Source organism: Geodermatophilus sp. URMC 65 (assembly GCF_053502545.1).
Window position 1 is genome coordinate 3,523,426 of the sequence record NZ_CP199954.1, and the last position, 12,450, is coordinate 3,535,875.

Consider the following 12,450-nt stretch of genomic DNA (forward strand, 5'->3'; position numbering starts at 1 on the left):
GTGCGCGGACAGCGACGTCCTCCGCCCGGACGCCGATGACGACCCCGACCGTGGGTCGACCTGGGAGTGCCCATGTCCCGCAAGACCCGCCGCCGCAGCCGTCGTGGCCCCGTCCTGGTCCTCGTGACCCTGCTCCTGGCCGCCGGGGGGTTCGGGCTCTGGACCCGGTCCGGGGGCACCGCCCCGGCCGCGGCCGGCACCACGCCGGCCCCGACGACGGCGAGTGTGCCGGCGCCGGAGCCCGCGCCCTCGGAGCCAGCGGCCACCGAGCCCGGGACCCCTGACGACGCCGACCCAGACGACGCCGACCCGGACGGCGACGGGACCGCGGGGGAGGAGTCCGGCGGAACCGCTCCGGAGGTGGCGGTGCCGTCGGCTCCCACCGCAGCGCCGCAGGACGAGGAGGTCGCGGCGCCCACGCCGGTCACGGTCTCGCTGACCTACAGCGGATACGACCCCTCGGCCTCCGCCGTCGTGGCCGGCGGGTACGCCGCCGACGTCGTGGAGGTCGACGCCACCTGCACGCTGGTCCTGCGCCGCGACGGTGTGGAGCTCCGGGGCGAGTCGCTCGGCACGCCGAGCGCGACCTCCACCGACTGCGGCGAGGTCCGGGTGGGCGGCGCCGCGCTCACCTCCGGCACGTGGGAGGCGGTGCTCAGCTACACCTCCGAGACGTCGGTCGGGCAGTCCCCGGCCGGCGAGGTGGTGGTCCCGTGAGGTCCCGTCTGCGCCTGGTCGCCACCGGCCTGATCGCCCTGGGCCTGGCGTTCGCCTTCGCCGCGGGCTCCGCGCCGCAGCCCGCGGACCTGCACGAGTCGGCCGACCTGCGGCTGTTCAACCCCGGCGACATCATCGACGACGACGTCTTCTACAACGCGGGCGCGATGGACGCCGCGCAGATCCAGGCGTTCCTCACCACCAAGGGCAGCGGGTGCACGAGCAGTCTGTGCCTGAAGAACCTGCGGCAGGACACCTGGACCCGCGCCGCCGATGCGTACTGCGCGTCCTACGCGGGGCAGGCCGGTGAGACGGCGGCGTCGATCATCTCCAAGGTGAGTCGCGCCTGCGGCATCAACCCGCAGGCACTCCTCGTGCTGCTGCAGAAGGAGCAGGGGCTGATCACCACGACGGCCCCGACCGACACCAAGCTGCTCAAGGCGGTCGGGTACGGCTGCCCCGACACCGCCCCCTGTGACGCCCGGTACTACGGCTTCTACAACCAGCTCTACAACGCGGCTCACCGCTTCGAGTACTACCGGGCCCACCCCGGGTCCTTCGGCCACCGGGCCGGCATGACCATCAACGTCCGCTACCACCCGAACGCCGCCTGCGGCACCGTGCCGGTCTACATCCAGAACCAGGCCACCGCCGGGTTGTACAACTACACCCCGTACACGCCCAACGCCGCCGCTCTCCGGGCCGGTTACGGCACCGGGGACGGCTGCTCCGCGTACGGCAACCGCAACTTCTTCAGCTACTTCACCGACTGGTTCGGCAGCACGCAGTCCGGCTCGGCATCCATCAACGACAAGTACCTGCACCTCCGGGCCTCGGGTGTGGACCTGGGCGGCTCGACGTCCGGGGTGGTCTGCGGCCTCCCGTGGGACGGCTGCTCGCGCAGCTACCAGGGCGGCACCATCTTCTGGCACCGGGACACCGGCCCCCACGTCGTCCGCGGCGCGATCCTCCAGAAGTACCTGTCCCTCGGCGGGCCGGGCCTCCTCGGCTACCCGACCGGCGACGACACCGCGGCGCCGGTGAACCCCGGGTACTTCACCGACTTCCAGAGCGGGGCCATCTACTGGTCGCAGGCCACCGGGGCCCGCGAGGTGCGCGGCGACCTGCTCGCCACGTGGCGCGCCAAGGGAGCCCAGGCCGGGGTGCTCGGCTACCCGATCGGCGGGGACGAGGCGGTGCCCGGCGGTTTCCGCAGCCGTTTCCAGGGCGGGACGCTCTACTGGTCGGCCGCCACCGGCGCCCGGATGATCCGCGGCGCCCTGCTCGAGCGCTACGAGGCCGCCGGCGGACCGCAGGCGGTGGGCTTCCCGACCGCGGACGAGAGCCCGGCCGCGAACGGTGGCGCCAAGGTCGGGCTGCAGCGCGGCACGATCTACTGGTCGTCGAAGACCGGGGCGCACGTCGTCCGGGGCAGCATCCTGACCCGGTGGCAGAAGTGGGGTGCCGAGTCCGGTCGGCTCGGTTACCCGACCGCTGACGAGACGGCGATCGCCGGGGGCGCCGTGTCCACCTTCCAGGGCGGGTCGGTGTACTGGTCGTCGTCCACCGGGGCGAAGGTGGTGCGTGCGGCGATCCTGCGGCGCTACGTGGCCGCCGGGGGGCCGCGGGTGCTGGGCTTCCCGACGGTGAACGAGGGTCCGGCGGCCGCCGGTGGCGCCAAGGTGGAGCTGCAGGGCGGCGTCGTCTACTGGTCCTCGGAGACCGGGGCGCACGTCGTCCGTGGCGACATCCTGGCCCGCTGGCGCCAGCTCGGGGCGGAGTCCGGCCGGCTGGGCTATCCGATCGGTGACGACGCCGCCGTGGCCGGCGGCTACCAGACCGCGTTCCGCAACGGCACCGTCTACTGGTCGCGGTCGACCGGCGCGAAGGTGGTGCGCGCGGCGATCCTGCGGAAGTACGTGGCCGCCGGGGGACCGCAGGTCCTCGGGTTCCCGACCGCGGACGAGGGTCCGGTGGCCGGTGGCGCCCGGGTCGAGCTGCAGGGCGGCGTCGTCTACTGGTCCTCGGAGACCGGGGCGCACGTCGTGCGCGGGGACATCCTGGCCCGCTGGCGCCAGCTCGGCGGGGAGACCGGGCGACTCGGGTTCCCGACCGGCGATGACACCGCGGTGCCCGGCGGGTACCAGACCACCTTCCGCGGCGGCACGATCTGGTGGTCGCGGGCCACTGGGGCCAAGGTGCTGCAGGCAGCGGTCCTGCGGCGCTACGTGGCCGCTGGCGGGCCGCAGGTGCTGGGCTTCCCGACCGCGGACGAGGTCTCGATCACGGGCGGGGCCAAGGCCGAGCTGCAGCGTGGAGCGGTGTACTGGTCGAAGGAGACCGGCGCCCACGTGGTCGAGGCCCCCGCGGCGGAGGCGTACGCCGACATGGGCGGCCCCACGTCCTACCTCGGGTTCCCGACGCAGGACACCCGAGCCGTCGCCGAGGGACGCCGGACCGACTTCCAGGGCGGCCACCTGGTGGCCACCGCCGACGGGGAGGTCAGCGCCCAGCGGTCCTGACCGGCACACCACAGCGGCCGTCGGTCCCCGACGAGGGGGTCGACGGCCGCCGTCGTCCGGGTGGGAGCGGGACCGGCAGGCGCCCGGAACGGACCCGTCCCCAGCGGCGGAGGGGCCGCCCGGCGCGCGATGAGGGACGTGTGACGGGAGGGGTCCCGGACCCGTGCGCGCTCGGGCCGGGGCATGTCGACACGGTTATGCTGCCGTTATCGAACCCGGCTGGGGGCGGGCCGTCGCCATGCCGGTCGACGGTCGACACGCGCTCCAGAGCGGCGAGTCCGATCCGCCCTGCCATCGTCCCGAGGACTGCAGATCTCCATGACCACCACCTCCGCAGAGCCCAACGCCGCCGGGGCCGGACCGGCGCGGGACACCGCCAGCCTGGCCCAGCGGGTGCTGACCCTGCCGCCGGCGCTCGGGCTCCCGGCGGAGCTGTACGCCAAGCGCGTGCAGGGCCGTGTGCACCTGGAGCGCACCGCGTTCACCCTCGACCCGCACGCGGCGCTGACGACCAACACCTACTTCGGGAGGGTCCCCGCCTCCTACTGGCAGCGGTGGACGAGCGTTCCCGAGATGGCGTTCGAGGCGGAGTTCTCCGGCGAGGGCGTCGTCGAGCTGTTCGCCAGCGACTTCGCCGGCGAGGAGCGCACCGTCGGAGGACAGGAGCTGTCCGGCTCGGGGCGCATCCGCCTGACCGTGGCGATCGACAAGTTCGTCGACGGCGGGGCCGTCTGGGCCGACTTCCGGGCCGGCGAGGCGGAGCTGCGGATCACGTCGGCGCGTTGGACCATCCCGCACCCGCCGCGACCGCGGAAGACCGCCGTGGTGATCTGCACGCACAACAGGCCCACGGACTGCATCAAGACCCTGCAGGCGCTGGCCGCCGACCTGCCCGCGCTCGACGAGCTCGACACGGTCTACGTCGTCGACCAGGGCGACAAGCAGGTCTCCGCGCAGCCGGAGTTCGAGCAGGTCCGGGCCGACCTGGCCGGCCGGCTGCGCTACATCACCCAGGCGAACCTGGGCGGTGCCGGGGGCTTCACGCGTGGCATGTACGAGATCGCCGAGGTCGAGGCCGAGCACCACGCCAACGTCCTGTTCATGGACGACGACATCGTCCTCGAGCCCGAGTCGATCATCCGGCTGACCTCGTTCGCCAACTCGTCGCGGCAGCCGATCATCGTGGGCGCCCAGATGCTCTACGCCCTGCACCCCAAGCGGCTGCACACCGGAGCGGAGTACGCCGACCTCGCCACGCTGGAGGCGGGCAAGGTCGTGGCGGGCGCGCTGTGGAACGAGGACATGACCGAGGAGAACCAGGAGGTCCGCGTCGACGCGGTCTACAACGCCTGGTGGAGCGCCATCCTGCCCTCCGAGATCGTGTCGGCCACCGGTTACCCGCTGCCCGTCTTCTTCCAGTGGGACGACATCGAGTACGGCTACCGGGCCCGCGAGAACGGGTTCACCACGGTCACCCTGCCGGGGGCCGGCGTCTGGCACGCCGACTTCACGTGGAAGGACCAGGACGACTGGTCACGGTACTTCAGCGTCCGGAACAGCCTGATCACCGCGGCACTGCACTCGGACTTCGCCAGCAAGAGCCTGGCACGGGTCCTGTTCGGGCGGCTGCTGGCCTACGTGACCGCGATGCAGTACGGCCTGGCCGCCACGGCCATCAAGGGCATCGAGGACTTCCTGGCCGGTCCCGAGCTGCTGCGCGACGGCGGGAAGCAGGCCCTGGCCGAGGTGCGCGAGCTGCGCCGGGCCTATCCGGAGACGGTGCGGCACACCGCCTCGGACGTCCCGGGGATGTCGTTGCGCGGCGAGGACACCCAGCGGGCCGCGCCGCACCCGTCGATGCTCAAGGCCGTCCTGGGCAAGCGCATCCTCTGGCAGCTGACCGGCCGCACCGCCGGTGCGGCCGCCGTCCCACTCGAGGACGCGCAGTGGTGGCACGTCTCCCGCTTCCGCAAGGTCGTCGTCACCGACGCCTCGCAGGAGGGGGTGCGCATCCGCGAGTTCGACAAGCAGCGGGCCCTGCAGCTGGTCCGGGAGGGCGCCGCGGCCTGCATGCGCCTGGCGAAGGAGGGTCCGGCAGTGGCCGCGGCCTACCGTCAGGCACTGCCCGAGCTGACCAGTCGCGAGAACTGGCGGCGGCTGTTCGACGGCGGGGCCGAGTAGACCCGATGTCATCCAGTCGCGCGACCTCGCCCGGTACCGCCGCGGCCCCCGCACCAGCGGCGCCGCCGGACCTTCGGCCCCTCGGCCGGGACTTCCGCTCCGCCTTCCAGGACCTGCGCAACGGGTGGAACCAGCGGGAGCTCTGGCTCCACCTGGGCTGGCAGGACATCCGGCAGCGCTACCGCCGATCGGTGCTCGGCCCGATCTGGATCACGATCAGCATGGCGGTCACCGCCATCGCGCTCGGGATCCTCTACGCGGGCCTGTTCGGCAACCCGCTCGAGGAGCAGCTGCCCTACATCCTGGTCGGCTTCATCGTGTGGACCTTCATCTCGGGGTGCATCTCCGAGGGCTCGGAGGTCTTCGTCGCGAACTCGGGGCTGATCACGCACCTGCCGGCGCCGATCAGCATCCACGTGTACCGGCTGGTGTGGCGGCAGACGCTGTTCTTCCTGCACAACCTGATCGTCTACGCGGTCATGCTGGTGGTCTTCCCGCAGCCGCTGCTGTGGACCGACCTCGCCGCCTTGCCGGCCTTCGCCCTGCTGGTGCTCAACGGCGCCTGGGTGGCGCTGCTCATCGGCATCGTGAGCACCCGTTTCCGGGACCTGCCGCCGGTGACGCAGAGCGTGGTGCAGTTGCTGTTCTTCCTCACGCCCATCGTGTGGATCTACGAGGACCTGATCGAGAACCCGAACGTCGCCCAGCGCGCTCGCATCGTGGAGTTCAACCCGATCTTCCACTTCGTGGAGATCCTCCGGCGGCCGATGCTGGGCATGGACCAGCACCTCCACAACTGGATCGTCGTCGGCGCGATCACCGTGGTCGGCTGGACCCTGACACTGCTGGTCATGCGCCGGTACCGCGGCCGCGTCGCGTACTGGGTCTGAGGAGAAGACCGACATGGTGAGCATCGACGTCCACGACGCGAGCGTGGACTTCCCGATCTTCGACGCGAAGTCCCGGTCCCTGAAGCACACGGTGCTCGGCGTCGTGGGGGGCAACGTCGCGGCCAACGCGCGCAAGGTCGTCGTCATCGAGGCGCTGCGTGGCATCGACCTGCACCTGCAGGACGGTGACCGGCTGGCGTTGGTCGGCCACAACGGTGCGGGCAAGTCGACGCTGCTGCGGCTGCTCTCGGGCATCTACGAGCCGACCCGGGGCCGGGCACTGGTCAACGGGCGGGTCGCCCCGGTCTTCGACCTCGGCGTCGGCATGGACCCGGAGATCTCGGGGCTGGAGAACATCATCGTCCGCGGCCTGTTCCTGGGGATGACCCGCAAGCAGATGGAAGCCCGGGTCGACGACATCGCCGAGTTCACCGAGCTCGGCAACTTCCTGCAGATGCCGCTGCGCACCTACTCGACCGGCATGCGGGTGCGGCTGGCCCTGGGCGTCGTCACCAGCATCGACCCGGAGATCCTGCTGCTCGACGAAGGTATCGGCGCCGTCGACGCGACCTTCCTCGAGCGAGCCAAGGGGCGGCTGAAGGACCTGGTGGACCGTGCGGGCCTGCTGGTCTTCGCCTCGCACTCCGACGACCTGCTCGAGCAGTTGTGCACCTCGGCGCTCTGGATGGAGCACGGCACCATCCGGCAGCAGGGGCCGCTTCGGGAGGTCCTGGACGCCTACAAGGGCCGCAGCCCCGCGGTCTCGGGGGGCTGAGTGTCCGAGGCGACGCCGCGGACCCCCACCCGCCCGGACGACGAGCGCGTCGTCGCGGTCATCGTCACCCGGCACCGGCCGGAGTCCCTGGCACAGGCGCTCAAGGCGCTCGCGGTCCAGACCCGGCCGGTGGACTCCGTGGTCGTCGTCGACAACGGGCCTGAACAGCCCGCCGAGGAGGTCGTCCGGGCCAGCGGGCTGCCCCACACCTACCTGCTCTCCCGGACCAACCTCGGTGGGGCCGGGGGCTTCGCCCTCGGGATGCTGACCGCGCTGGCCGAAGGTGCGGACTGGGTGTGGTGCGCCGACGACGACGGCCGGCCCGCCGACGAGCACGTGCTCGCCACCCTGCTGTCGGTGGCCCGCGAGCGCGGGCTGGCGGAGGTGTCCCCGGCGGTCGCCGACATCGACGCACCCGAGAGCTTCGCCTTCCCCGTCCGCACCGGACTGCGCTGGCAGGGCGGTCGGGACCGCCTGGGCGGTGCGGACTTCCTGCCCGGCTACGCCTCCCTGTTCAACGGCGCCCTGTTCGCCGCGGCCACCCTCGCCCAGACCGGGGTGCCGGACCTGCGGCTGTTCGCCCGCGGTGACGAGACCGAGATCCACCGCCGGCTGGTGCGTGCCGGACTGCCCTTCGGGACGGCGTTGACCGCCACCTACCTCCACCCCAACGGCCGGGACGAGTTCAAGCCGATCCTCGGGGGGCGGCTGTCCGCCCAGTACCCCGAGACGAGCTGGAAACGCTTCTACACGTACCGCAACCGCGGCTACCTGATGCGTCAGCCGGGGATGCGCTGGCTCTTCCCGCTGGAGCTGGTCCGCTTCACCTGGTTCTTCCTGGTGACCCGCCGCGACCCGGCGGGCTGGCGGGAGTGGCTGCGGCTCGTGCACGCCGGCCGGCGGGAGCGCTTCACCCCCGCGAGCTGACGGTCGGGCACCGCTCCCGGGGGCCGGGTGCGCGCCTCCCGTCACGCCCATCCCCACCGCTCGTCCGGCACCCCGGACGCGCCCTCCCGAGGATCATGCAGTTGCGGTGGCGACATGCCGGGTCCGGATGGCGTGTCGCCACCCGCACTCCATGATCACCGCAGGAGAGGACGCGGGGTGGGGGCCTCGCTCAGTCCTCCAGGCGGCCGTCGAGGGCACCGCCCTCGGCGAAGAAGGGCCGGATGCGGTTGTCGAACATGGTCAGCGCCGAGCCGATCGCCATGTGCATGTCCAGGTACTTGTAGGTGCCGAGGCGCCCGCCGAAGAGGACGCGCTTCTCGGCGGCCTCCTTGGCGGCCAGCTCGCGGTAGCGCTCGAGCTTGGCGCGGTCCTCGGGGGTGTTGATCGGGTAGTACGGCTCGTCGCCGGTCCGGGCGGAGCGGGAGTACTCGCGGACGACCACGGTCTTGTCGGTCGGGTAGTCGCGCTCGGGGTGGAAGTGCCGGAACTCGTGGATCCGGGTGAAGGGCACGTCCTCGTCGGCGTAGTTCATGACCGAGGTGCCCTGGAAGTCGCCGACCGGCAGGACCTCGGTCTCGAAGTCCAGCGTGCGCCAGCCGAGCTCGCCGGCCTCGTAGCCGAAGTACTTGTCGATCGGGCCGGTGAAGACCGTCGGGACGTCCGTCGGCAGCTGGTCGCGGACGTCGAAGTAGTCGGTGTCCAGCCGCACCTCGATGTTCGGGTGGTCGGCCATCCGCTCCAGCCAGGCGGTGTAGCCGTCCTTCGGCAGGCCCTCGTAGGTGTCGTTGAAGTACCGGTTGTCGAACGTGTACCGCACCGGGAGGCGGGCGATGACCGCGGCGGGCAGCTCGGTGGGGTCGGTCTGCCACTGCTTCTTCGTGTAGCCGCGGATGAAGGCCTCGTACAGCGGGCGGCCGATCAGCGAGATCGCCTTCTCCTCGAGGTTGGTGGCCTCGGCGGTGTCGATCTCGCCGGACTGCTCGGCGACGAGGGCGCGGGCCTCCTCGGGGGAGAAGCTCCTGCCGAAGTACTGGCAGATGGTGGCCAGGTTGATCGGCAGGGAGTACGTCTTGCCCTGGTAGATGCTGAAGACCCGGTGCTGGTAGCTCGTGAACTCGGTGAACTGGTTGACGTACTGCCAGACCCGCTCGTTGGACGTGTGGAACAGGTGGGCGCCGTAGACGTGCACCTCGATGCCCGTCTCGGGCTCGGGCTCGGAGTAGGCGTTGCCCCCGATGTGGCTGCGCCGGTCGATGACCAGCACGCGCTTGTCCAGCTGGGTGGCGACCCGCTCGGCGACCGTGAGGCCGAAGAACCCGGAGCCGACGACGACGAGATCAGGACTGGCTTGAGTCACGCCTCGCGACTGTACCGGCGCAGAACGGCTCGACCCGGACGGAGCGGGTCGCTCGTGACGGGCCCGTCCCCCTCGTCACACCGGTCCCCTGCGACCCCACGCAGCGCGCTGCGGCAGCGCCGGGGGAGCCGCACCGTGCTGGCCTCGTAGGGTTCCCCGCGTGAACGCACCGCCGCCGGACGTCCCCCTCCGCGTGGTCGCGGTGACGTACTCCCCGGGCGAGGCCCTGGAGGGGTTCGTCGAGTCGTTGGCCGAGGCCACCACGCGGCCGGTCGAGGTGGTCCTCGCCGACAACGGCTCGACCGACGGCGCCCCCGAACGCGTCGCGGCCCGCCACCCCCACGTGCGGCTGCTGCGCACCGGCGGCAACATCGGCTACGGCGCCGCGGTCAACGCCGGGATGGCCGGCCTGACCGAGGGGTACGCCGTCGTCGCCAACCCCGACGTCCGTTTCGACCCCGGCTCGGTCGACGAGCTGCTGGCCGTGGCTGCCCGGTGGCCCCGGGCGGCGACCGTCGGCCCGGCGATCCGCACCCCGCAGGGCGACCTCTACCCCTCCGCCCGCGACCTCCCCCGGCTGTCCACCGGCGCCGGGCACGCGCTGCTCGGCTGGGCCTGGCCGGGCAACCCGTGGACGGCCCGCTACCGGCGTGAGCGGGAGGCGCCTCGTGAGCGCCCGGCGGGGTGGCTGTCGGGCTCCTGCCTGCTGGTCGACGCGGCGGCGTTCTGGTCCGTCGGCGGCTTCGACCCCGGCTACTTCATGTACTTCGAGGACGTCGACCTCGCCGAACGGCTCTCCCGCCGCGGCTGGCTGCACGTCTACGCGCCCTCGGCGGTGGTGGAGCACGAGGGCGGGCACGCCACCCGACGGCAGCCGCAGCGCATGCGGCGGGTGCACCACACCAGTGCGCTGCGGTACCTCTCCGGCCAGTACCCGCTCCGCCGGCACCTCCCGCTGCGGGTCGCGATGCGGGCGGGCCTGGGGGCCCGGATGCTCGTGTCCTACGTGAGCGGCCGGGTGGCCGCCGGCGCCCGGTTCCAGCGCCGCGCCGAGGGCGTCGGGCGCACGGAGCGCCCGGGAGAGAGGGGCTGAGGTGCGGCACGCGGTCGTCATGGCCGGCGGCTCGGGGACGCGGCTGTGGCCGCTGTCGCGCAGCGGACGGCCCAAGCAGCTGCTCGACATCCTCGGCGACGGCGTCGGCGGTGTCGCGGCGAGCGGGGACGGCCTCCCGCACAGCCTGCTGGCCGAGGCCTTCGCCCGGCTGGAGACGGTGCTGCCGGCCGACCGGATCTGGGTGTGCACCGCGGCCCGCTTCGGCGAGCAGGCGCGCGCCGCCCTGCCGCGGCTGCGCCCGGACCGGCTGGTGCTCGAGCCGGTCGCCCGGGACACCGCCAACGCCGTCGGCCTGTCCGCGGCCCTCGTCGCCGACGTCGACCCCGATGCCGAGCTGGCCGTCGTCAGCGCCGACCACGTCATCCGGCCGGTCGAGCGGTTCGCCGCGGCGCTGACCACCGCCTACGACGCGCTCGCCGCGCGGCCCCGCTCGCTGGTCACCCTGGGGATCCGGCCCACCGCCCCGGCCACCGGCTTCGGGTACGTGCAGCGCGGTGCGCCGACCGAGGTGCCCGGCGTCGCGGAGGCGGCGTCGTTCCGCGAGAAACCCGACCGCGTCACCGCCGAGGCCTACCTGGCCTCGGGGGAGTACCTCTGGAACTCGGGCATGTTCGTCTGGCGCGCGTCCACGGTCCTGCAGGCGCTGGCCGAGCACCTCCCCGCCTCCGCCGAGGGCCTGACCCGCGTGGTCGCCGTCCCGGCCGGGCCGCAGCGGGACGCCGTCCTGGCCGAGGTCTTCCCGACGTTGCCGAGGATCAGCGTCGACTACGCCGTCCTGGAGCCCGCCGCGACCGAGCCGGGGCGGGTGCTGGTCGCCGACCTCGACGTCGACTGGCTCGACGTCGGCTCGTGGCCGGCCCTGGCGCAGACCCTCGAACGGGTGGGGGAGGACGCCGTCTCCGGGCTGGCGGTCACCCTCGACAGCGCCGGCAACATCGTCTTCAGCGACGACCCCGACCACCTGGTGGCCCTCGTCGGGGTACGCGACAGCGTCGTCGTCCACACCGCCGACGTCACGATGGTCTGCCCGGTGTCGGACGCCGAGCGGGTCAAGCAGCTGCTCGCCGCCGTCGAGGAGAGACACGGGTCACGGTTCAGCTGAGGGCGCCGATAGCCTCCGGGACGTGAAGAACCTCGACGTCGCCGCTGTCGTCTCCGGTGGGGCCTCCGGCCTCGGGGAGGCCACCGTCCGGGCCCTGGTCGCGCGGGGCGCGGCCGTGACCGTCCTCGACCTGCAGGAGGAGAAGGGGAAGGCGCTCGCCGCCGAGCTGGGCGGGCACACCACCTTCGTGCGCACCGACGTCACCGACGCCGACTCGGTGCAGGCCGCGGTCGCCGAGGCCACCGGCAAGGACCGGCCGCTGCGCATCGCGGTCAACTGCGCCGGCATCGGCTGGGCCCAGCGCACGGTGGGCAAGGGCAACGTCCCGCACGACCTCGACCCGTTCGTCCGCACCGTCATGGTGAACCTGGTCGGCACCTTCAACGTGCTGCGGCTGGCCGCGGCTGCGATGGCCGCCACCGAGCCGGAGGGGGACGGCGAGCGCGGGGTCGTCGTGAACACCGCCTCGATCGCCGCCTACGACGGGCAGATCGGGCAGGTGGCCTACTCGGCGTCCAAGGGCGGCATCGTCGGCATGACCCTACCGGCGGCGCGCGACCTGTCCAGCGTCGGCGTCCGGGTCTGCACCATCGCCCCCGGGCTGGTGGACACCCCGCTGCTGGGCAGCCTGCCCGAGGAGGCGCGGCAGGCCCTGGCGGCGGGCATACCCTTCCCGAAGCGCCTCGGCCGCCCGGAGGACTTCGCCCAGCTGGCCCTCGACATCGTCGAGCACGGCTACCTCAACGGCGAGGTGATCCGGATGGACGGCGCGCTGCGGATGGCACCGCGCTGACCGACCGTCCCTCTTCCCCGGGGAGCACCACCTGAGCACCACCACGCTGGA

10 protein-coding genes are annotated in these 12,450 nt (G+C 72.7%); 9 read left to right on the forward strand and 1 reads right to left on the reverse strand.

What is annotated here, in order from left to right; translation table 11 throughout:
* The first annotated feature begins 72 nt into the window (after positions 1-72).
* The 6 genes from ACWIX7_RS17135 (at position 73) to glfT1 (ending at position 8,012) form a co-directional block, all read left to right on the forward strand.
* Complete coding sequence (locus ACWIX7_RS17135) at positions 73-717, forward strand: hypothetical protein (RefSeq protein WP_448617630.1); 645 nt, start codon at positions 73-75, stop codon at positions 715-717.
* Positions 714-3,239: a hypothetical protein gene (locus ACWIX7_RS17140; protein WP_448617631.1), complete on the forward strand. Its 2,526-nt coding sequence runs from the start codon at positions 714-716 to the stop codon at positions 3,237-3,239. Before ACWIX7_RS17135 ends, ACWIX7_RS17140 begins: the two co-directional genes overlap by 4 nt.
* A 318-nt stretch (positions 3,240-3,557) precedes the next feature.
* Positions 3,558-5,420, forward strand: a complete 1,863-nt coding sequence (locus ACWIX7_RS17145; protein WP_448617632.1) for a glycosyltransferase — start codon at positions 3,558-3,560, stop codon at positions 5,418-5,420.
* Positions 5,421-5,425: 5 nt separating this feature from the next.
* Positions 5,426-6,310 carry a galactan export ABC transporter permease subunit Wzm/RfbD gene (gene wzm / locus ACWIX7_RS17150; RefSeq protein ID WP_448617633.1) on the forward strand — a complete coding sequence of 295 codons (885 nt, stop codon included), beginning with the start codon at positions 5,426-5,428 and terminating at the stop codon, positions 6,308-6,310.
* Positions 6,311-6,323: 13 nt separating this feature from the next.
* Entirely contained in the window at positions 6,324-7,085 is a 762-nt protein-coding gene (gene wzt, locus ACWIX7_RS17155; RefSeq protein WP_448617634.1) for a galactan export ABC transporter ATP-binding subunit Wzt/RfbE, read from the forward strand.
* Entirely contained in the window at positions 7,086-8,012 is a 927-nt protein-coding gene (gene glfT1, locus ACWIX7_RS17160; RefSeq protein ID WP_448617635.1) for a galactofuranosyltransferase GlfT1, read from the forward strand. It begins immediately after the preceding gene.
* A gap of 190 nt (positions 8,013-8,202) precedes the next feature.
* Here glfT1 and glf read toward each other — a convergent pair whose 3' ends face one another.
* Positions 8,203-9,390, reverse strand: coding sequence for a UDP-galactopyranose mutase (gene glf / locus ACWIX7_RS17165; RefSeq protein WP_448617636.1), 1,188 nt, complete (start codon positions 9,388-9,390; stop codon positions 8,203-8,205).
* 160 nt (positions 9,391-9,550) lie between these two features.
* Here glf and ACWIX7_RS17170 point away from each other — a divergent pair, with 160 nt between their 5' ends.
* From ACWIX7_RS17170 to ACWIX7_RS17180, 3 genes are read left to right on the forward strand one after another with little or no spacing between them, the layout of a single operon-like run.
* Entirely contained in the window at positions 9,551-10,483 is a 933-nt protein-coding gene (locus ACWIX7_RS17170) for a glycosyltransferase family 2 protein (RefSeq protein ID WP_448617637.1), read from the forward strand.
* Position 10,484: 1 nt separating this feature from the next.
* The gene (locus tag ACWIX7_RS17175; protein ID WP_448617638.1) at positions 10,485-11,606 is read left to right on the forward strand and encodes a mannose-1-phosphate guanylyltransferase; all 1,122 of its coding nucleotides are present in this window, start codon (positions 10,485-10,487) and stop codon (positions 11,604-11,606) included.
* Positions 11,607-11,628: 22 nt separating this feature from the next.
* On the forward strand, positions 11,629-12,399 hold the full coding sequence (locus ACWIX7_RS17180) for an SDR family NAD(P)-dependent oxidoreductase (protein WP_448617639.1): 771 nt from the start codon (positions 11,629-11,631) through the stop codon (positions 12,397-12,399).
* The last annotated feature ends 51 nt before the right edge of the window (positions 12,400-12,450 follow it).

Coding starts and splice junctions, on each gene's coding strand:
- wzt (WP_448617634.1), top strand. CDS start 6,324: ATGGTGAGCATCGACGTCCACGACGCGAGCGTGGACTTCCCGATCTTC.
- ACWIX7_RS17145 (WP_448617632.1), top strand. CDS start 3,558: ATGACCACCACCTCCGCAGAGCCCAACGCCGCCGGGGCCGGACCGGCG.
- wzm (WP_448617633.1), top strand. CDS start 5,426: ATGTCATCCAGTCGCGCGACCTCGCCCGGTACCGCCGCGGCCCCCGCA.
- ACWIX7_RS17135 (WP_448617630.1), top strand. CDS start 73: ATGTCCCGCAAGACCCGCCGCCGCAGCCGTCGTGGCCCCGTCCTGGTC.